Here is a 20,060-nt window from a genome sequence, read left to right on the forward strand (position 1 = left end):
CCATGCCCCGGCGGATCGGGGCGGGTCAAAGGCGAGCTGGACCTCGGGTCAGAACGTCTTGATCGCGAAGGTCACGGCGGCGAGCGGCAGACCGGCGATCAGCGTCAGCGTGGCCAGGCGGGTGGCGACGACGTCGACGATGCGGAACAGTCTGGCGGCGGACATTGGCGGGCCTTCGGGTCGGGTGCGGGACCGCGCCGACATGGCGTGTCTCCCATGGCGCGAACATAAGGAGCGATTCCACCAGCGCCAATGTCGCTTATCGATAAACGATATTAAACCTCTGTAATGATCGCGCTCATCGAACGGATTATGCGAGGTGTGGCGCCGTAGCCACCATCGAGCTCCGGCGGCTGGCGGTTTCGAACCATGCGGCGAGGTTCGGACGGCCCTCGCGCCAGTCCAGAACTTGGCGAATGTCCAGATAGGCCAACTGGGCGGCGACCGCGATCTCGCCGATCTCGAAGCGATCGGCGGGCGGGGTCTCGGCCTCCAGAAGGTCGAGGGCGGCGGCCAGCGCCGCGGTCTGGCGGTCGAACAGGTCCTGGCGGTGCGGGGCGTCGCGCAGCCTTTCGCGGACGATGGCCAGGGCCGCGTCGCCCATGCCGTCGGCCATGGCCTGCCGGGTCAGGGCGGCCCAGCGCTCCGGACCGGCGGCGGGGGTCAGGGTCCTGCCGGCCAGGGCTTCCAGATAGTCGCAGATCACCGGCGAGTCGAAGATCGGCGTGCCCCCGCCTTCATCGGCGTCCGGGATCAGGATCGGGATCTTCGACAGAGGATTGATCGCCCGCAGGCTCTCGTCGGTGTAGGGACTGGCGATCACCAGCTCCACCCGGTCGGCCAGGCCCAGCTCGAACGCGACCACGCGAACCTTGCGGGCGAAGGGCGACATGGGGGAGTAGAGAAGCTGCATGATCTTGTCCCGGAAAGGAGCCGCGCGATGACGCTGAAGCTGGAAGCTGGTCTTAAGCTGGTCGCGGCGACGCACAACCCCGGCAAGGCCAAGGAATTGGCCGCGCTGCTCGACGGGCGCTTCGAGGTGCTGGCCGCCGGCGCCCTGGGCCTGCCCGAACCGGACGAGACCGAGACCACCTTCGTCGGCAACGCCCTGCTCAAGGCCCGCCATGCCGCCGACCTGTCGGGCCAGATCGCCCTGGCGGACGATTCGGGCGTGTCGGTCGCGGCGCTGGAAGGCGCGCCTGGCATCTATTCGGCGCGCTGGGCCGGTCCGACCAAGGATTTCGCCGTGGCCATGGACAAGGTGGCCGAGCGGATCGAGGAGACGGGCTCGCAGGATCGCTCCGCCTGGTTCACCTGCGCCCTGGCCGTGGCCTGGCCGAACGGCGGGCCGGCGGTGGTGGTGCAGGGCGAGGTCCACGGGACCCTGACCTTCCCGCCGCGCGGCGACCGGGGCTTCGGCTACGATCCGATCTTCATCCCCAACGGCTACGATCAGACGTTCGGCGAGATGGAGCCGGCCGCCAAGGACGCCATGAGCCACCGCGCCGTGGCTTTCGAGAAGTTGAAGGCGGCGCTGTTTGAGTGACGCCCAACCCGCGTTGGGGGCGCCGCTCGGCGTCTACGTCCATTGGCCCTACTGCGCCAAGATCTGCCCCTATTGCGACTTCAACGTCGTGCGCGATCGGGGGCGGACCGACGAACAGACCGCCCTGGCCGACGCGATCGTCGCCGACCTGAAGGCCCAGCGCGACCTGACCGGACCGCGTCGGCTGCTGTCGATCTTCTTCGGCGGCGGCACGCCCTCGCTGATGGACCCCGCCCAGGTCGCCCGGGTGATCGAGACCGCCAAGGCGCTGTGGACGCCGGCCGACGACCTGGAGATCAGCCTCGAGGCCAATCCCACCGACGCCGAGACCGACCGCTTCGAAGCCCTGGCGGCGGCGGGCGTGGCGCGGCTGTCGCTGGGCGTCCAGGCGCTGAACGATGAGGCCCTGGCGCTGCTGGGCCGCAACCACGACGCCGGCTCGGCCCGACGGGCGATCGCCGTGGCGGCCAAGGCCTTCCCGCGCCTGTCGGCCGACCTGATCTACGCCGTGCCCGGCCAGACGGTGGAGGCCTGGACGCGGGAGCTGTCCGAACTTCTGGCCTACGGACCCGAGCACGTCTCGCCCTACCAGCTGACCATCGAGCACGGCACCGCCTTCGACCGCGCCGTCGGCCGCGGCAAGCTGGTCGTGCCGGACGAGGACTTGGCCGCCGCCCTGTTCGAGACGACACAGAGCGTGCTGGAGGCCGCCGGCTTCGACGCCTACGAGGTCTCCAATCACGCCCGGGGCCAGGCCGCGCGCTCGCGCCACAACCTCGTCTACTGGCGCGGCCACGACTATGTCGGCGTCGGTCCGGGGGCTCATGGCCGCCTCACGCTCGCGGATGGAAAGCTCGCCACGACCGCCCAGCGCAAGATCGCCGACTACATCCGCGCGGTCGCCGAGACCCAGGTCGGCTTCGAGCGCGAAGCCCTCACCGCCCTGGAGGCGGCCGAGGAGCGCCTGCTGCTGGGCCTGCGCATCGACGACGGCGTTACCTTCGCCGAGATCGCCGCCCTGGGCTTGTCGCCGGACACGCCCAAGGTGAAAGATCTGGTCGAAGCAGATCTTCTCGTCGACGATAGGATCCGGCTTCGCGCCACCCGGTCCGGTCGTCTTGTACTGGACCGGCTGACAGGAACGCTCGCGACCTGATAGTCCTGTCGGCACAGTCTTGCGTAACCGCGTCGTCGGCGCCCCAGTTCGTGTCGGAAAGTTCGCCCTTGAGCCGCCAGCTTGCCCCGCCCGCCCTGTCCGACGCGCCGCTGGCGGCGGGGCTGTATCTGGTGGCGACGCCGATCGGGAACCTGCGCGACATCACCTTGCGGGCCTTGGACGTGCTGAACGCGTGCGACGTCCTGCTGGCCGAGGACACCCGGGTGTCGGGAAAGCTGCTGGCCGCCTACGCCATCTCCAAGCGGCTGCAGCGCTATGACGAGCACGTCGCCGATCGCGAGACGCCGCGCATCCTGGAACGGCTGGAGGCCGGCGAGCGGGTCGCCCTGGTCTCGGACGCCGGCACCCCGATGGTCTCCGATCCCGGCCTGCGCCTGGCCCAGGCGGCGATCGCGGCCGGCCACCAGGTGTTCCCGATCCCTGGCGCCTCGGCGGCCCTGGCGGCCCTGACCCTGGCCGGCCTGCCCACCGACCGCTTCCTGTTCGCCGGTTTCCCGCCGACCAAGACCGCCGCGCGCAAGACGTTCTTCGAGGACCTGGCCAATGTCCGCGCCACGCTGATCTTCTACGAGGGCGCCTCGCGGGTGGCCGACAGCCTGGCCGACATGGCCGCCGTGTTCGGTCCGCGCCCCGGGGCCGTGGCCCGCGAGCTGACCAAGCTCTACGAGACATGCATCCGCGGGCGGCTGGACGAACTGGCGGCCGATCCCCGTTTTGAAGCGCCGAAGGGCGAGATCGTCATCCTGGTCGGCCCCGGCGAGGACGAGGTCGCCACGGCCGCCGACGCCGAGACCGCGCTGCGCGAAGCCATGGCCCGCCTGCCGCTGGGCGAGGCCGCCTCCGAGGTCGCCAAGGCCCTGGGGCTGTCGCGCAAGGACCTCTACCGCCAAGCCTTGGCGATGAAGGAGGCCGGATGAGCGTCGTCCGTCCTGTCCGTCCCGAAAGACAGGCGCGGGGCGCCGCCGCGCGGCTGTCGGGTCGTCGCGCCGAGGTGGTCGCGGCCCTGTGGCTGATGGCCAAGGGCTATCGGATTCTCGGCTTCCGCCTGGCCACCCCGCTGGGCGAGATCGACCTGCTGGCGCAACGTGGCGGCGTGCTGGCCGTTGTTGAAGTCAAGAGCAGGACCAGTCTGGAGGCGGCGCTGGAAGCGGTGACCTACGAGCAGCGGGCCCGTCTGCGTCGCGCCGGCGCGCACATCGCCGCCCACCGCGCCGGCCTGCGCGACGCCTCGGTCCGCCTGGACCTGATCGCCCTCGCGCCCGGCCGCCGTCCGCGCCATGTCCTCAACGCGTGGGTGGACGGTCAATGACGCGGGAAGAGGCCGAAGTCCTGCTGACCGACGCCGGCGAGCGTTCGGACAAGGCTTTCCCGCTGTTCGAGGCCGCCCTGGCCTGCGCCGTCCACGACGATCCGGACCGCGACCTGGCTCCCGTTCTCGACATGGCCAAGGCCTCGATCGACCGCCTGACCGAGCGGTTGAAGGGCGAGTCGCCCGAGGAGGCCCTGGCCGAGACCATGGCCGGCGACCTGCGGCTGTCGGGCGACCTGATCACCTACGACCACCCCGACAACGCCGACGTGGTCGCCGTGGCCGAGCGGCGCAAGGGCCTGCCGGTGACGCTGGGGGTGTTCTACCTGCACGCCGGCCGAGCCTGCGGCCTGGAGCTGCACGGCGTCGACTTTCCGGGCCACTTCCTGCTGCGCATCGAGACCGAGGAGGGGCCGCTGGCCCTGGACCCGTTCAGCGAGGGGCGGGTCGTGCTGCCGTCCGAGCTGTCGCGCCGGGCCCTGCGCACCGGCCTGATGCCCGACGTCGCCGCCAAGCTGGACGTGCTGATGAGCCCGATCAGCGATCGGGCCGTGTTGATCCGTCTGCAGAACAACATCTTCGCCCGCGCTCAGCAGGCCCGCGACTGGGCCCGGGCCGAACGCTCGGCCCTGCGCCGCGCCCTGCTCGACCCCACCGACCACCATCCCTGGCTGGACGTCGCCGCCGCCCGCGAGGGTCAGGGCGCCCTGGCCGGGGCCCTGCAGGCCCTGTCCCGCGCCCAGGTTCTGGACGGCGGCGCGGCCATCGCGGCCCGGGCGGCGCGCGAGCGGATGCGCATGCGGCTGAACTAGCCGCGGTCGGGGACATGCCCTGGCGGCGTGTCCCCAGCGACAAGCGCCGTGTCCGGAAACGGGGACACGCCACAAGGGCATGTCCTCGACCTCAGTGCTGGGGCCGCGAGACCACGAACCGCGCGACCGAGTCGCGGAAGGCCTGCACGTCCTTGTTCAGCTGGATCAGTCGCTCGACGCTCATGTCGGCCGACTCGAACAGCGTCTGGCCCAGGCACGCGCTGCGGGCCTGCATGTCGCGGCCGTGATCGGTCAGGCTGACGACGACCTGACGCTCATCGGCGGGATTACGCTCCCGTGAGAGCAGGCCGGCGGCCTCCATGCGCTTGACCAGCGGCGTGACGTTGCTGGAATCCAGGCCCAGGCGCTCGGCGATCGCGCCGACGCTCTGGCCGTCGACCTCCCAGAGCGCGCTCAGCACCAGGTACTGCGGGTAGGTGATCTCCAGGGCGTCGAGCAGCGGCTTGTAGGCGCGATTGATCGCCAGGCTCGCCCCGTACAGCGAAAAACACAGCTGGTCGTCGAGCGTGAGGGTGCGAGCGGGGTCTGGCATGGAGGGCTCCTCGGAACGGTCCGCCTTAGCGCAAAAATATATGTCGTGACAAATAATGACTCGACAGGGGTTCGGGCGGCCGGTTAGATCATATCACATGTCGCGACATTAAATGTCGTGACATTTTCCAAACTGTTCCGTTCCGATGGAGGCCCCCATGGCCAACGACATCCCGCTCTCGCGCACCGGCGCCGACGCGCTCGTGCGCTACTATTTCCTTCGCGCCGGCGTGGCGGCCGTTTGGGTCGCGCTCGCCTTTACGATCGCTCGGTCCAATCCCGTTCTCGCGGGCGTTCTGCTGGTGATCTATCCGGCCTGGGACGCGTTCGCCAACGCGCGGGACGCCCTGGCCAACGGCGGCTTCCGCGCCAACGCCCCTCAGGCCCTCAACACCGCCGTCAGCACCGCCATCGCGTTGGCGGTGCTGGTCGCCCTCCAGATCGACATGCGCCTGGTGCTGGTACTGTTCGGCGCCTGGGCGTTCCTGGCGGGCGTGCTGCAACTGGTCGTCGGCGTGCGCCGCTGGCGGACCTACGGCGCCCAGTGGGCGATGGTGCTGAGCGGCGCCCAGTCGGCCCTGGCGGGCGGGTTCTTCATCAAGAGCGCCGCCGGACCCGTCGCCTCGGTCATCACCGTCGTCGCGCCCTATGCGGCGTTCGGGGCCTTCTACTTCCTGGTCTCGGGGATCCTGCTGGCCGTGAAGACCCGCCGGCGCGCCGAAACCGCCTGAACCCCACGCCTGGATCGCGGTCGGCCCTCGCATTCGGGGCCGGGCCGCCTTAACTAGGCAGTCGCGGCGCGGGGGTCTCCCGCGCCGCCAAAGCTTGATCCGGAGCCGTTATGTCGCTGAGAGTCGCCGTCCAGATGGATCCCGTCCAAGGGATCAACATCGAGAACGACACCACCTTCCTGATGATGTGGGAGGCCCAGGCGCGCGGCCACAAGCTGTGGTTCTACACGCCCGACAAGCTGTCGATGGAGGACGGCCGGGTGTTCGCCCGCGCCCAGCCGCTGGTGCTGACCAAGGTGCAGGGCGAGCACGCCCAGCTCGGCGAGACCGTGCTGCTGGACATGAAGGACGACGTCGACGTGGTGCTGATGCGCCAGGATCCGCCGTTCGACATGGCCTACATCACCGCCACGCACTTCCTTGAGAAGGTCCACCCCCATACCTTGGTCGTGAACAATCCGGCCGAGGTGCGCAACGCGCCCGAGAAGCTGTTCGTCACCGACTTCCCGGGCGTCCAGCCGCCGACCCTGATCACCAGCGACCACGAGGCGATCTACGACTTCCGCGCCCGGCACGGCGACATCGTGCTGAAGCCCCTGTACGGCGGCGGCGGTTCGGGCGTGGCGCGGCTGCTAGCCGACGACCCCAACCTCGACGCCCTGCTGGAACTGCACGCCATGATCGGCCGAGAGCAGGTGATCGCCCAGAAATTCGTCCCGGCCGTGAGCAAGGGCGACAAGCGCATCCTGCTGGTCCACGGCGAGCCGGTGGGCGCGGTCAACCGCGTGCCGGCCGCCGGCCAGGTCCGCTCCAACCTCCGCGTGGGCGGCCGCGCCGAAGCCGTGGACCTGACCGCGCGCGACCTGGAGCTCTGCGCGATCATCGGCCCGGAACTGAAGAAGCGCGGGCTGCTGTTCGTCGGCATCGACGTGATCGGAGAGTACCTGACCGAGATCAACGTCACCTCGCCCACCGGGGCCCAGCAGCTCAAGCGGTTCGGCGGCGCCGACGCCGCCGCGATCCTCTGGGATCGGATCGCCGAGCTCAGCTCCACCTGAGGATTAGGAACTACTTCTAGACGACTGAATCGTCACACTTTCCTGAAACGTTCGTTTTTCGTTCTTGCTCCGCTCCAACGGCCATGCTTGGCTTGTGGATAAATCGGTGGGCAAGAGGGCGGAATCCCAATGGCCGCAAAGGTCGTCACGGTGGCGTTCGAGGGCGTGGAGGCGCGGCGCGTCGACGTCGAGGTCCAGCTGACGGGCGGCGATAAGGTCATGGTCATCGTCGGCCTGGGCGACAAGGCCGTGGCCGAGAGCAAGGAGCGGGTGCGCGGAGCATTCGCAGGCATGGGCCTGGCCCTGCCGCCCAAGCGCATCGTCGCCAATCTGGCCCCGGCCGACATGCGCAAGGAGGGCAGCCACTACGATCTGCCCATCGCCCTGGCCGTGATGGCCGCGATGGGCGTGATCCCGATCGACGCGCTCGACGGCTGGGCGGCGATGGGGGAACTATCCTTGGACGGACGGATCGTGCCGACCGCCGGGGCGCTGCCCGCCGCCATGGCGGCCGGGGCCATGGACCTGGGCTTGATTTGTCCCGAGGCCAGTGGGCCCGAGGCGGCCTGGGCCGGCGGTACGCGGATCCTGGCCCCACGCTCGCTGGTGGCGCTGATCAATCACTTCCGAGGCGGTCAGATCCTGTCGGCGCCCCTGCCGGGTCCGGTGATCGAGGGCGAGGCGTTCAAGGACCTGCGCGACGTCAAGGGCCAGGAGCAGGCCAAGCGGGCCCTGGAGATCGCCGCCGCCGGCTCGCACAACCTGCTGTTCTGCGGCCCGCCCGGATCGGGCAAGTCGATGCTGGCCCAGCGCCTGCCGGGGCTCTTGCCCCCCTTGAGCTCGCACGAACTGCTGGAGACCTAGATGGTCCATTCGGTGGCGGGGCTGATCGCCAAGGGCGCCCTGACCCGGGCCCGGCCCTATCGCGCCCCGCACCACAGCGCCTCGATGGCGGCCCTGACCGGCGGAGGGCTGAAGGCCAAGCCGGGCGAGGTGTCGCTGGCCCACAACGGCGTGCTGTTCCTGGACGAGCTGCCCGAGTTCGGGGTCCAGGCGCTGGACAGCCTGCGCGGGCCGCTGGAGACCGGTGAGGTGATGGTGGCCCGGGCCAACGCCCACGTCCGCTATCCGGCCCGCGTACAGCTGGTGGCGGCCATGAACCCCTGTCGCTGTGGTCACGGCGGGGCCGGGCGCGGGGCGTGCGGCAAGGCCCCACGCTGCATTCGCGACTATCAGGGCCGGGTCAGCGGGCCGCTGATGGACCGTATCGACCTGGCCGTCGACATGCCCGCCGTCACCGCCGCCGACCTGTCCTTGCCCCCGCCGTCCGAGGGCACGGCCGAGGTCGCCGCCCGGGTGGCCCGGGCCCGGCGGCTGCAGCAGGAACGGGCCGAAACGATCGATGGCGCGCCGATCGGGGCCGAGGCGCTCAACGGCCGCGCCGAGGGACGCTTCCTGGAGAAGATCGTCGATCTCGACGAGGCCGGACGGACCTTGCTGGCCCGCGCCGCCGAGGCCGGCCAGATCAGCGCCCGAGGCTGGACGAGGGTCCTGCGCCTGGCGCGTACGATCGCCGACCTGGAGGGCGCGGCGAGCGTTCGGCGGGTGCACGTGGCGGAGGCGCTGGCGCATCGGCGGACGAACGCGATGGGCGCGGCGGCTGGGGAGGCGGCGTTTTGAGGGGTCTTCCAGCGTGGAGAGCGCCTCCCGCTCCGTGCTAAGGTCGCGGAACCACGGGAGTACGACGATGGGGTGGCTGGACAGGTTCAAGCGCGACCGTGCGGTGCGCCGCTTGGCTCGACGTGTGCCTCCGGCTCTGGCGGTCGGCTGGGGCGGCTCGAAGTTCTATACGGTCGGTCAGATCGGCCGGGTGCTGAGGAACCTGAAGCTCGAAGGGCCCTACGCGCTGACGGCCTATGCGGCGTTCCTTGGCCGCGAGGATTTCCAGGTCCATGCCGGCGACGACGCGAACATGACCTATGACGAAGCGCGCGCCCTGTTCTTCCGCCATGTTCCAGGTTCGGGCAGCCCATACACTCACGATCCGATGACCAATGAAGGCGCCGCCAACAGCGGTTTCTACTGAGGTCAGGCCGACATTCCTCGCTGAACCCTCCCCTCTAGGGGGAGATGGCCGAAGGTCTGAAGGGGGCAAGTGGGTAAGCCACCAGCCCCCTGCAGAACCTCTACTTCGTCAGCGGTCGCAGGATGATCTCGACCCGGCGGTTCTGGGCGCGGCCTTCGGCGGTGTCGTTGGTGGCGATCGGCTGGCGCTCGCCCTGGCCGGCCACGAAGACCCGGTCGGCGATCACCTTGCCGGGACCGGTCAGATAGCCGGCCACCGAACTGGCGCGGCGCTCGGACAGGGTCTGGTTGTAGTCGTCCGGGCCGCTGGAGTCGGCGTGGCCGACCACGTCGATCGTGGTCTGCGGATAGGCGTTCAGCGTGCGGGCCACGTCGTCGAGCACGCGGGTGAAGTTGGGCTGGACCTCGGACTTGTCGACCGCGAAGGTCACGTCGCTGGGCATGACCAGCACGATCTGGTCGCCGTTGCGGCGGATCATCACGCCCGAGCCTTCCAGGCTGCGGCGGAAGTCGGCCTGCTGGCGGTCCATGTAGTTGCCGACGGCGCCGCCGGCCAGGGCGCCGATGCCGGCCCCGATCAGGGCGTTCTTGCGGCCCTGCTCGCCCTTGTTGGTGTTGGTCAGATAGCCTAGCACAGCGCCGACGCCCGCGCCGGTCAGGGCGCCGGTGCCGGTGTTGTTGCGCACGGGCATGCCGGTATAGGGATCGGTCGTGGTGCAGGCGGAGGCCAGGGTCGCGGCGCCCAGGAGGGCGATCCACGGGGCGGTCTTCTTCATCATCACGGTAGTTTCCCTCTTGCGGCCTTGATCCCAGGCTATGGCCCGTGATCCTTGGCGTCTTGAACCATTGCGAGGCAGAACGCCTCGCCAATGGTCAAGTTCCAGTATCGCACATGACCCCCGCATGAACGGGGACTTCGCGCCGGCCCGCTGTCGGTGTAGTAAGTCCCGTCTTACTAATATCGAGGCCCACGCCCGTGTCCGCATCCGCCATCGAACCCGTCTCGTTCACCCTGTATTCGAAGGATTTCGACAGGTTCGCCCAGGAGCTGGGCGCGTCGTTCCAGCGCTACGGCTTCGCGGTGATCTCGGACCATGACATGGCCCAGGCCCGCATCGACGCCGCCATCGCCGACGCCAAGGCCTTCTTCGCCCTGCCCGAGGAGACCAAGAAGCAGTACGCCGGATCGTCGGGCGGCTCGCGCGGCTACATCCCGTTCGGCATCGAGACCGCCAAGGGCGCGACCCATTACGACCTGAAGGAATTCTGGCACGTCGGCCGCGACCTGCCGCCGGGCCACCCGTTCCGCGCCAACATGGCCGACAATGTCTGGCCGGCCGAGATCCCCAGCTTCCACCACAATGTCGGCTGGCTGTACGGCGCGCTCGACAGCCTGGGCGTGCGGGTGCTGAAGGCCATCGCCACCTATCTGAACCTGGGTCGCGATTTCTTCGACCCGACGGTCAAGGACGGCAACAGCGTGCTGCGCCTGCTGCACTATCCGCCGATCCCCAAGGACGCCACCGGCGTGCGGGCCGGGGCCCACGGCGACATCAACACCATCACCCTGCTGATGGGCGCGGAAGAGGGCGGGCTGGAGCTGCTGGACCGCAACGGCGACTGGCTGCCGATCAACCCGCCGCCCGGCTGCGTGGTCTGCAACATCGGCGACATGCTGGAGCGCCTGACCAACCACGTCCTGCCCTCGACGATCCACCGGGTGGTCAATCCGCCGCCGGAACGTCGCGGCGTGCCGCGCTATTCGACGCCGTTCTTCCTGCACTTCGCGTCGGACTATCTGATCAAGACCCTGCCCAGCTGCATCACGGAAGAGAACCCGGACCGCTACCCCGAGCCGATCACCGCCGACGCCTTCCTCCAGCAGCGCCTGCGCGAGATCAAGCTGGCCTAGGGAACACAGCCCGCCGCGCTCCCGGATCCTCCATCAGTCCCGGGACGAGCCAGCGGCGAGGTGCGGCCAAGGAGAAAGTAGAAATGAAAAGGCCCGGAGCAGCGCTCCGGGCCTTTTCTATTTCGTGATCCGCAGGTTCTGGATCGAGCCGGCGATGGTGTTGAACACCGAGGTCAGCTGGTCGGCGCTGGTCACGTCGTAATACATGTCCAGCTTGGTGGCGCACTGCTGCAGGATGGTCCTGGAGTGGTCCGAGACGCCCACCCCGATGGCGTAGATCACCACGCCCTTGTCCTTGGCGTTCTGGCACAGCAGCTTTTCGCGGCTGTCGATCGCGTCGCGGCGGTCGGTCGCCGAGGAACTGGCCGTCAGGGACGTGCCGTAGGCGTTCTTCAGGCGGCCCTGGGCGATGTAGCCGTAGCCCGTATAGATCGACTTGTTGGGGTTGTTGGTGACGTCGTTGGTGTTGTCGCCGTCGGTCAGCAGCACGATCACCTTGGTGGTCTTCTTGCCGTTGGCGGTGGCCGGATCGACGCCGTCGGCGAACGGCGCGTTCTTCGACAGGGTGTGCCAGCCCCAGGCCAGGCCCATGGCGACGTTGGTGTTGCCGTCGGCGATCATCTGGCCGAGCTTGGCCTTCACCGCGTCCCGCTCGGTGGTGGTGCGGACATTGGTCAGGCGCTTCAGGGGGGTCAGGCCGCAGCCGGCGTTGGGGCCGTAGGCGGTGCCGGTCTTGGCCGGGCTGATGACATTGTTCTTGTTGCTCGCGCCGTACTTGGCGGTCGGCGTCGAGCGCGTGGCCCAGGCTGTCGTCAGGGTGCCGCTGGGCGAGACGCCGTCCGGCAGCCAGTTGTTGACGATCGGGTTGCCGGGATTGTTCACGACCCGGTTGTCGCGATAGCGCGTCGTGCTGGACTGGGCGACGCCGACGGTGTTGTCGTCGGGCTCGTCCGGCGCGAAGAACGGCACGAACATCGAGGCGGGGATCGTGGTGGCGGGCGCATCGTCGGTGACGTCATAGGGCGAGGGACGGCTTTCGACGCATCCGGCCCAGGTCAGGCCCAGGTTCGACAGCAGGGTGAAGCGGTTCTGGTTGGTGGCGAACACGTCCGTGCCGTAGCCGGTGGTCGGCATCTTGCCGGCCAGCCAAGTGGTCTGGCTCTGGTAGGTCGAGCCGATGTTCACGGTCATCGAGAACGGCACGACGCTGATCTTCACCGCGTCGGTCTCGCTGGCCCGGGCCGCGGCCGAGGCCAGGACGTCGACCAGCGACTTGGAGGCGTTGATCAGGGCGTCGATCTTCTTGGTCCCCGAGTTCAGGGTGCTGCCCATCGAGCCGGTGTTGTCGAGCACCAGGGCCACTTCCAGCTTGTTCACCGAGCGCATCACGGTGGAGCCGGCCGAGACGTGGGTGTCGCCGCTGCTCCAGAGGTTGGCGATGATCGGCTTGATCGTGACGTTCTTGACCGAGCCGACCACCGTGTTGTTGGCGCCCAGCGTGAAGTCGACATTGTCCTTGGTCAGGGGCACGCCCAGGCCGGTCATCTCGGCCTGCATGGCGGCCAGGCCGATGGTGGTCAGGTCATCGTTGTTGGTCGCGGTCGAGCGGGCGGCCATCAGGGTCGCGGCGTCCAGGGCGTCCTGCAGCTGACGCTTCTGGACGCTGGTGCGGCTCAGGTCGATCAGGCCGAACGTCAGGATGGCGATGGGGATCAGCAGCAGCGCGAACTGCACGGCGATGGCCCCGCGCTCATCGGCGCCCAAACGCGTCACCAGCCGCGCCGCAAGGCGTTTCCACATGGTCATGAGCAAGGCCCGACTCCCCAGAGATCGGGCATTATCGCCAAGGACGGTGAACGGGCCGCAAACGACGATGGTGAATCGCGGCCCCTCGGCTCGGAAGCCCGCGACGCCCCGTCCCTTTGGAAAAAGCCGGGAGAGCTGCTATATCCTCGCCTCGATCCCGAAAATCTCTTGCCCCCGGACCGCCCCTTGAGCGTCACCCTCGACCTGTCGCGCATGGCTCCCCCCAATTCTGAGGGAAGGGCCGATGCCCCCAAGCCGCCGATCAACCTGTCGGGCCTCACCCGCCCGCAGATGGTCGTCGCCCTGACCGAGAGCGGCGTGGTCGAGCACGGCAAGGCCAAGATGCGCGCCACCCAGATCTTCCGTTGGGTGCACCATCGCGGCATCACCGACTTCGCCCAGATGAGCGACGTGGCCAAGGAGACCCGCGCCCGTCTGGCCGACCAGTTCACGATCGCCCGCCCCGAGGTGGTCGAGCGCCAGGTCAGCAAGGACGGCACCCGCAAGTGGCTGATCCGCATGGCCCCGGGCATCGAGGTCGAGACCGTCTACATCCCCTCCGTCGGCCGAAGCGGCGCGCTGTGCGTCTCCAGCCAGGTGGGCTGCACGCTGAACTGCAGCTTCTGCCACACCGGCACCCAGGCCCTGGTCCGCAACCTGACGGCCGCCGAGATCGTCGCCCAGGTGCAGATCGCCAAGGACGACCTCGCCGAATGGCCGTCCGACAAGGACGACCGCCTGCTGAGCAACATCGTGTTCATGGGCATGGGCGAGCCGCTCTACAACATGGGCCAGGTGGCCGACGCCATCGAGATCATCAGCGACAACGAGGGCATCGCCATCTCGCGTCGCCGGATCACGGTCTCGACCTCGGGCGTGGTCCCGCAGCTGGAAGCCCTGGGCGACAAGACCCAGGCCATGCTGGCCATCAGCCTGCACGCCACCAACGACGCCCTGCGCGACGTGCTGGTGCCGCTGAACAAGAAGTACCCGCTCGAGCAGTTGATGGCCGGCATCCGAGCCTATCCGGGCCTGAGCAACGCTCGCCGGGTGACGTTCGAATACGTGATGCTGAAGGGCGTCAACGACAGTCCCGACGAGGCCCGCGCCCTGGTCAAGCTGATCAAGGGCATCCCGGCCAAGGTCAATCTGATCCCGTTCAACCCGTGGCCCGGCACCGACTACCAGTGCTCGGACTGGGCCGCGATCGAGACCTTCGCCGCGATCCTCAACCGCGCCGGCTACTCCTCGCCGATCCGCACACCGCGGGGCCGCGACATCCTCGCCGCCTGCGGCCAGTTGAAGAGCGAGAGCGAGAAGGTCCGCGCCTCGGCGATGCGCAAGCTGTCGATGGCCGCCATGGCCGGCGTGCTGGACGACGACGAGGACGAGGCGGCGGCCTGATGTCGGACGTCGCCGCGCCGGACGCCGCCATGATGGCGGGTCCCGAGGCGCTGGCGCGGTTCCTCGAGACGGCCGACGAAAGCGTCGTGCACGGCGTGTTCTCGACGGGCGACGTGACCATCCTCGAGAACTTCCCGCCGCACGTCTTCACCGGACAGGCCGGCCTGGACCACTGGCGCGGCCTGATGGCGCGGCATGCCGGCGCGATCTCGGACCTTCGGCACACGTTCGGCCCGCCGCAGGACTTCGTCCGCACAGGCGACACCGCCTACTTCTCCCTGCCCACACGGTGGACCGGCGTCCGTGACGGCAAGCCGTTCGACGAGCACGGCGGCTGGTCGTTCGTGCTCGTGCTGGAGGACGGCGCCTGGCGGATCCGGTCCTACGGCTGGTCGGTGACGAGCTTCGTCCAATAGCGCCGCGACCCCTGCGCCTTCGCGTCGCCGACGAGCCCTCTACGCACGGCGCTTGATCCCGTGCTAGCAATGCGTCCCTCAAGTTCGGGGTTTACCGCTTCCATGCCGCCACAGCTTCAGTCGCCCGAGATCCAGGCCTTCGCCAGCGGCCTGCCGCTGACCCTGATGCACGCCGCCATCACCCTGGTGATGCTGGTGCTGGGCACGGCGCTTTACGCCCTGCTGACCCCGCACAAGGAGATCAAGCTGATCCGCGAGGGCAACGCCGCCGCCGCCCTGTCGCTGGGCGGGGTGATGGTCGGCCTGGCCATCCCGCTGGCCACCTCGCTGTCGGCCTCGGTGTCGCCGCTGGAGATCGTGCTGTGGGGCGTCTCGACCATCGCCGTCCAACTGCTGGTCTTCCGGATCACCGACATGCTGCTCAAGGGTCTGCCCGAGCGGATCAACGAGGGCGAAGTCGCCGCCGCCGCCCTGCTGGTCGGGGCCAAGATCGCCACCGCCCTGATCCTGGCCGCCGCGGTGGCCGGCTGACGGTCGGGCGAGCGGGGGCGGTCAGGTGCATTTCCCGAAACTTCCGGACTGGCTGATCTACGGGGCGGTGGTCAGCGCCCTGCTGGTCGTCGCCATCGGCCGACAGGAGCGCTCCGACGCCCCGCCGCCGCCGCCGCCGGTGCCGGGCGACGTCGGCCTGCCGCTGGGCCCCGCCTCGCCGTTCGATCCGTCCATCGTCGTCCAGGTGCCCGAAAAGGGCCAGCCCGGCAGCGGCACGGCCTTCTCGGTCGATGACGGCGGCTCGTGGCTGACCGCCCGGCACGTGGTCGACGGCTGCCGAGAGGCGGCGATCGTCGTGGCCGACGGCCGGGGCGTCGCGGCCCGCGTCACCCTCGATCCCTCCGGCGACGCCGCCATCCTGACCACCGAGGGCGGGGCGCCGGCCGTGCCGTTGCGCGCCGCGGCCGAACCGCCCCGGCGCGGCGAGCGGGCCTATCATCCGGGCTTCCCGCAGGGCCATCCCGGCGAGGTCACCTCGCGCCTGCTGGGCCGCGAGAACCTGGTCGTCCGGGGACGCGGCGCCCGGGTCGAGCCGGTGCTTGTCTGGGCCGAGGTCGGCCGTACCGACAATCTGAAGGGCACGCTGTCGGGCCTGTCGGGCGCTCCGGCCCTGGACAGCGCCGGGCGGGTGATCGGCGTGACGGTGGCGGAGTCGCCGCGCCGGGGCCGAATCTACACGACGGCCCAGGAGACGGTCGAGGACCTGCTCAAGCACAGCCGCCGCCGTCCGGCCAGCTTCGCCCTGGGCGAGTCGATCACCACCGAGAACTACGGCCGCGTCGCCGACGGCCTGCGCCGCGACCTGCGCGTGGCCCAGGTGGTGTGCCTCAAGAGCGAGACCTAGGCCGGAGCCTCCGCTTCCGCCTCGGCCGCCTTCACCGCCATGTGCTTGGGCTGGCGGGCGGCGACCATGAACGACAACGCGATGGCCACCACGCCGATCAGCGCCGTGTAGATGAAGAAGGCCGTGTAGCCCGCCGCCATGGCCGGGGCGCTGACCCCGAGCTTGGCGCCGGCGGCCGTGAAGCTCTCGGGCGGCAGGCGGGTGAACAGGCCCTTCAGGGCGCCGATCGGTCCGCCCTTTTCGGCCGCGACGGCCGAGGCCTCGACGATCCGTCCCGACTGCGAGGCGATCAGCTTGCCGGGCAGGGCGTAGAGCGACGAGAACAGTGCGTACTGCGTGGCCGTGAAGCCCGCCGTGGTCAGGCTGGACATGTAGGCGATCAGGGCCGTGCCGGCCACGCCGCCGGCCAGGTTGTCGATGCAGATCGCCCAGAACAGCACCGGCACGTTGTGGCCGCTCATGGCCAACCACGCGAAGAAGAGGTTGCTGATCGGCTGGGCGAAGGCGCCGATCACCAAGGCCTTCATCAGGCCGAGCCGCGCCACGATCACCCCGCCCAGGAAGACGCCGATCATCGAGGCGATGATGCCGAACACCTTCCGGATCTCGGCGATCTCGGTGAGGGTGAAGCCCATGTCGCGGTAGAACGGGTTCATGATGTTGAGCACGAAGTCGGACACCCGGTAGACGCAGATCGCCGCCAGGATCAGGCCGGCCAGGCCCGAGAAGCGCTTGGTGAAATCGATCAGCGGCTCGCCGAAGGCGGCCGACATGTAGACCCCAGGCTTGGTGCGGACCTTGGGGATCGGCCAAGCCGCCACCACGACGATGGCCAAGCCCGCCAGAACGCCCAGCAACTGCAGCCAGACGCCGTTCGGCTTGGCCTTCCACGCTTCGGCCAGGGCCTCGCCGCCGACCAGCTTGGACAGCAGGCTGGCGTCGCCCGACAGACCCGAGCCCAGGGCCAGGGCGCCCAGCAGCAGGACGCCCAGGCGCACGATCCATTCCAGAATTTCCAGCGCCCGGGGCTGGTTGACGTCGCCGGTCGGGATCGGCCGGACGGTGTGCTCGGCCTCGCGCGGGGCCCACAGGGTGGCCAGGACCCCGATCCCGACGACGAACCCCATGACCGCGTAGGAGAAGTTCCAGCCGAACCGCTCGGCCAGCAGCAGGGGACCGGCGCCGGCGGCGATCATCGCGACCCGGTAGCCCCACTGATAGGCCACGACCATCGGTCCCTGTTCCTCCTTGTCGGCGACCTCGATCCGCCAGGCGTCGATGACGATGTCGTGCGAGGCCGTCGCGAAGCCGACCGCCACGGCGGCGGCGCCCAGGGCGGCCAGCTGCGAGGCCGGGTTCAGGGTGGAGATGGCCCACAGCCCCAGGATCATCGCGGTCTGGAAGACCAGGATCCAGGCGCGCCGATGGCCCAGCAGCCGGTGCAGGACCGGCACCTTGGCGCGGTCGATCAGCGGGGCCCACAGGAACTTGAACGAGAACGACAGGGTCGCCAGGCTGAAGAAGCCGATCACCGCCAGCGACAGGCCCGCATCGCGCAGCCACAGCGACAGGGTGTCGAAGATCAGCATGTAGGGCAGGCCCGAGGCGAACCCCAGGCCCAGCATCACCAGGCTGCGGCGTTCGAGGAAGAAGGCCAGGGTCTGGAGAAGGCTCTTCTTCTCCGGCGCGGATTTGACGTCGTCGGTCATGCGGTGGTCCCCGTGCGGGAACCGCGCCCCGCCTTAGCCGGCGACCTTGGCGCGCGTCGTGGCTTTCGTCCAGCCGAGGCCGCTCTGTCCAAGTTGGGCCCAGTTGATGAGCACGCCGCGCAGGGCGGCTGGGGTCAGGGGCTTGGCGAGGAAGTCGTTCATGCCCGCCGCCAGGCAGGCGCGGCGGTCCTCGTCGAAGGCGTCGGCGGTCAGGGCGACGATCGGCGTGGTCACGCCGCGTTCGCGCAGGGCCTTGGTCGCCTCGATGCCGTTCAGGCCCGGCATGCGCAGGTCCATGAGGATCAGGTCGTAGAAGCCGCGCGACAGGGCCGAGACGGCCTCGTCGCCGCTGGCGATGCGGTCGACCTTGCAGCCCTCGCGCTCCAGCAGGGCGCGGGCCAGCAGGGCGTTGATCGGATTGTCCTCGGCCAGCAGCACGCGGACGCCGGGCGCGGCGGCCGGGGCGATGCGGTCGTCCTCGTGGGCGGTCGAAGGCGTGGTCTCGACAGGCTGGACCTTGGTGGCCGGGCGCGCGGCCAGCACCTGGGCGATCAGCGAGGCGCGGCGCAGCGGCTTGATCAGATAGCCGAGGCCGGCGGCCTTCAGCTTGGGGATGCGGTCGCGCTGTTCGGGCGTCAGCAGGGCGACGCAGGCGCGGCCGGCCGGGGCCTTCAGCGCGCCGCGCGGTCCGGCCAGCGCCGCGTCCAGCAGCAGCACGGCGTCGGCCGGCGCGCCCTTCAGGGCGACGGCGACGGTCTCGCCCGACAGGGCCTGGCCGCCGCTGGCCCGGACCTGGCGGATGGCGGCTTCGCGGACCATGGCGTTGGGCGAGGCGATGGCGACGGTGCGGCCGGTCAGGGGCAGGTCGACCGGGAGGGCGGGCGCGAACTCGAACGGGGCCCCGAACCAGAAGTCCGCGCCCTGGCCCAGCTCGCCGCCGACCCCGGCCTCGCCGTTCATGGCGCCGGCCAGGCGGGCGACGATGGCCAGGCCCAGGCCCGCGCCGCCCAGTTGGGCCTGGTGCGAGGGATCGGTCTGGACGAAGGCCTCGAAGATCGCGGCCCGGGCTTCCGGGGCGACGCCCGGCCCGGTGTCGCGGACGGAGAAGCGGATGCGGCCGTTAGGCGCGACGTCGGCGCTCAGCAGCACGCCGCCGACCTCGGTGAACTTGATGGCGTTGCCGGCGTAGTTCAGCAGCACCTGCCGCAGGCGGCCCTCGTCGGCCAGGATGGCCGGCAGGCCGGGCGCGGCGGCCCAGGCGATCTCGATGGCCTTTTCGTGGGCGCGCGGGCTCAGCAGCTCGGCGACCTGGCGCAGCAGGTTCTCGACGTCGACCGGCGCGTTGTGCAGCTCGATGGCCGTGGCGCCCAGGCGGGCAAAGTCCAGCACGTCATTGACCAGCGACAGCAGGTGGTCGCCGCTTTCGCGCAGCGCCCCGACATAGGCCCGCTGCTCGGCGGTCAGCCGCGTGCCTTCCAGCAGCCGGGCCATGCCCAGCACGCCGTTCAGCGGGGTGCGGAACTCGTGGCTGAGGGTGGCCAGCTGTTCGGGGGTGACCCCGGCGGAGGAAGGACGGTTGCTCATGGCGGGAGACTGTAGCGCTCTCGGCTTAACGACGGGTGTTCGACGAAGCGGGTTCGGGGCATGGCCGGGATTCATGGTGCGGTGAGCACTTGCCCCCTACGGACCGCTTCGCGGTCGTCTTCCCCCATAGGGGGAAGAGGTGCGGTGCGCGTGTCCTCCGCCCCCTTTGGGGGCGGACAGGCGGCGAAGCCGCCAGGTGGGGGCAAGTGTTCACCGGCACGATCTCTCATACTCACGCGGTAAGCCGCTGAGCTGATGGAAAGGGTCGCGGAGCGCCGGACGACGTCCGGAGGTCTTTGAATGAATACCGTTTCGACGAAGCCAGTCGCTCCGCGCCATCGTTATCCGCCAGCATCCGGTGGGCAGCCCTGTTGAGGCTTAGCCGGACCCGGTCTCGATCCCTTTCGGGAGAAACCAGCCGCCGAGGGCGCGGGCCAATGGGCAATACACGCGCTTTGTCCCCGTTCGACGCCGACGGCGGGCGGGCTCCCCAACGACAGGAGTCCCCGGACACGCTGAAGTAACCCCCTCCAGCCCAGTCCCGCTCGATCGCCCCCCGCCGC

The 20,060-nt window shown here is 69.6% G+C and carries 19 protein-coding genes and 1 pseudogene; 14 read left to right on the forward strand and 6 right to left on the reverse strand.

The window, feature by feature from the left end; genetic code table 11:
• Positions 1-310: 310 nt before the first annotated feature.
• Positions 311-913 (reverse strand): glutathione S-transferase N-terminal domain-containing protein, encoded by a 603-nt coding sequence (locus AC1DMQ_RS16440; RefSeq protein ID WP_477034625.1) that lies wholly within the window; start codon positions 911-913, stop codon positions 311-313.
• Between the two features lie 27 nt (positions 914-940).
• Between AC1DMQ_RS16440 and rdgB the strand changes: the two genes are divergently transcribed.
• From rdgB to AC1DMQ_RS16465, 5 genes are all read left to right on the forward strand, one after another.
• Complete coding sequence (gene rdgB / locus AC1DMQ_RS16445) at positions 941-1,546, forward strand: RdgB/HAM1 family non-canonical purine NTP pyrophosphatase (protein ID WP_477034626.1); 606 nt, start codon at positions 941-943, stop codon at positions 1,544-1,546.
• Between the two features lie 13 nt (positions 1,547-1,559).
• On the forward strand, positions 1,560-2,702 hold the full coding sequence (hemW, locus tag AC1DMQ_RS16450) for a radical SAM family heme chaperone HemW (RefSeq protein ID WP_477034646.1): 1,143 nt from the start codon (positions 1,560-1,562) through the stop codon (positions 2,700-2,702).
• 68 nt (positions 2,703-2,770) lie between these two features.
• Positions 2,771-3,640, forward strand: coding sequence for a 16S rRNA (cytidine(1402)-2'-O)-methyltransferase (gene rsmI / locus AC1DMQ_RS16455; RefSeq protein WP_477034627.1), 870 nt, complete (start codon positions 2,771-2,773; stop codon positions 3,638-3,640).
• On the forward strand, positions 3,637-4,032 hold the full coding sequence (locus tag AC1DMQ_RS16460; RefSeq protein WP_477034628.1) for a YraN family protein: 396 nt from the start codon (positions 3,637-3,639) through the stop codon (positions 4,030-4,032). Before rsmI ends, AC1DMQ_RS16460 begins: the two co-directional genes overlap by 4 nt.
• Positions 4,029-4,844 carry a SirB1 family protein gene (locus tag AC1DMQ_RS16465; RefSeq protein WP_477034629.1) on the forward strand — a complete coding sequence of 272 codons (816 nt, stop codon included), beginning with the start codon at positions 4,029-4,031 and terminating at the stop codon, positions 4,842-4,844. Before AC1DMQ_RS16460 ends, AC1DMQ_RS16465 begins: the two co-directional genes overlap by 4 nt.
• Before the next feature lie 91 nt (positions 4,845-4,935).
• Here AC1DMQ_RS16465 and AC1DMQ_RS16470 read toward each other — a convergent pair whose 3' ends face one another.
• On the reverse strand, positions 4,936-5,397 hold the full coding sequence (locus AC1DMQ_RS16470) for a MarR family winged helix-turn-helix transcriptional regulator (protein WP_477034630.1): 462 nt from the start codon (positions 5,395-5,397) through the stop codon (positions 4,936-4,938).
• 157 nt (positions 5,398-5,554) lie between these two features.
• Here AC1DMQ_RS16470 and AC1DMQ_RS16475 point away from each other — a divergent pair, with 157 nt between their 5' ends.
• From AC1DMQ_RS16475 to AC1DMQ_RS16490, 4 genes and pseudogenes are all read left to right on the forward strand, one after another.
• Complete coding sequence (locus AC1DMQ_RS16475; RefSeq protein WP_477034631.1) at positions 5,555-6,127, forward strand: DUF308 domain-containing protein; 573 nt, start codon at positions 5,555-5,557, stop codon at positions 6,125-6,127.
• Between the two features lie 110 nt (positions 6,128-6,237).
• Entirely contained in the window at positions 6,238-7,185 is a 948-nt protein-coding gene (gene gshB / locus AC1DMQ_RS16480; protein ID WP_477034632.1) for a glutathione synthase, read from the forward strand.
• Between the two features lie 129 nt (positions 7,186-7,314).
• Positions 7,315-8,865, forward strand: a pseudogene (locus tag AC1DMQ_RS16485) (YifB family Mg chelatase-like AAA ATPase).
• A 67-nt stretch (positions 8,866-8,932) separates the two neighbouring features.
• Positions 8,933-9,271: a DUF6559 family protein gene (locus tag AC1DMQ_RS16490; protein ID WP_477034633.1), complete on the forward strand. Its 339-nt coding sequence runs from the start codon at positions 8,933-8,935 to the stop codon at positions 9,269-9,271.
• 100 nt (positions 9,272-9,371) lie between these two features.
• Here the strand turns inward: AC1DMQ_RS16490 and AC1DMQ_RS16495 are convergent, their stop codons facing one another.
• Complete coding sequence (locus tag AC1DMQ_RS16495; protein ID WP_477034634.1) at positions 9,372-10,049, reverse strand: YiaD family glycine zipper/OmpA-like lipoprotein; 678 nt, start codon at positions 10,047-10,049, stop codon at positions 9,372-9,374.
• A 197-nt stretch (positions 10,050-10,246) separates the two neighbouring features.
• On the opposite strand from AC1DMQ_RS16495, the gene AC1DMQ_RS16500 reads away from it, so the two are divergent.
• On the forward strand, positions 10,247-11,182 hold the full coding sequence (locus AC1DMQ_RS16500) for an isopenicillin N synthase family dioxygenase (protein ID WP_477034635.1): 936 nt from the start codon (positions 10,247-10,249) through the stop codon (positions 11,180-11,182).
• A 117-nt stretch (positions 11,183-11,299) separates the two neighbouring features.
• Here the strand turns inward: AC1DMQ_RS16500 and AC1DMQ_RS16505 are convergent, their stop codons facing one another.
• Positions 11,300-12,988 (reverse strand): TadE/TadG family type IV pilus assembly protein, encoded by a 1,689-nt coding sequence (locus AC1DMQ_RS16505; RefSeq protein ID WP_477034636.1) that lies wholly within the window; start codon positions 12,986-12,988, stop codon positions 11,300-11,302.
• Between the two features lie 186 nt (positions 12,989-13,174).
• Between AC1DMQ_RS16505 and rlmN the strand changes: the two genes are divergently transcribed.
• The 4 genes from rlmN (at position 13,175) to AC1DMQ_RS16525 (ending at position 16,204) form a co-directional block, all read left to right on the forward strand.
• On the forward strand, positions 13,175-14,392 hold the full coding sequence (gene rlmN / locus AC1DMQ_RS16510) for a dual-specificity RNA methyltransferase RlmN (RefSeq protein WP_477034637.1): 1,218 nt from the start codon (positions 13,175-13,177) through the stop codon (positions 14,390-14,392).
• A complete protein-coding gene (locus AC1DMQ_RS16515; RefSeq protein ID WP_477034638.1) occupies positions 14,392-14,808 on the forward strand; it encodes a Cif family virulence factor in 417 nt (138 codons plus the stop codon). The genes rlmN and AC1DMQ_RS16515 overlap by 1 nt, the downstream gene beginning before the upstream one ends.
• A 102-nt stretch (positions 14,809-14,910) precedes the next feature.
• Complete coding sequence (locus tag AC1DMQ_RS16520) at positions 14,911-15,339, forward strand: DUF350 domain-containing protein (protein ID WP_477034639.1); 429 nt, start codon at positions 14,911-14,913, stop codon at positions 15,337-15,339.
• Between the two features lie 25 nt (positions 15,340-15,364).
• Positions 15,365-16,204, forward strand: coding sequence for a S1 family peptidase (locus tag AC1DMQ_RS16525; protein ID WP_477034640.1), 840 nt, complete (start codon positions 15,365-15,367; stop codon positions 16,202-16,204).
• Here AC1DMQ_RS16525 and AC1DMQ_RS16530 read toward each other — a convergent pair.
• Both AC1DMQ_RS16530 and AC1DMQ_RS16535 read right to left on the reverse strand, forming a co-directional pair.
• Complete coding sequence (locus tag AC1DMQ_RS16530) at positions 16,201-17,913, reverse strand: AmpG family muropeptide MFS transporter (protein ID WP_477034641.1); 1,713 nt, start codon at positions 17,911-17,913, stop codon at positions 16,201-16,203. The genes AC1DMQ_RS16525 and AC1DMQ_RS16530 overlap by 4 nt on opposite strands.
• Positions 17,914-17,946: 33 nt before the next feature.
• Positions 17,947-19,497 carry a response regulator gene (locus AC1DMQ_RS16535; RefSeq protein ID WP_477034642.1) on the reverse strand — a complete coding sequence of 517 codons (1,551 nt, stop codon included), beginning with the start codon at positions 19,495-19,497 and terminating at the stop codon, positions 17,947-17,949.
• Positions 19,498-20,060 lie beyond the last annotated feature (563 nt).

The sequence above is a fragment of the Caulobacter sp. 05L422 genome (genome assembly GCF_056397765.1).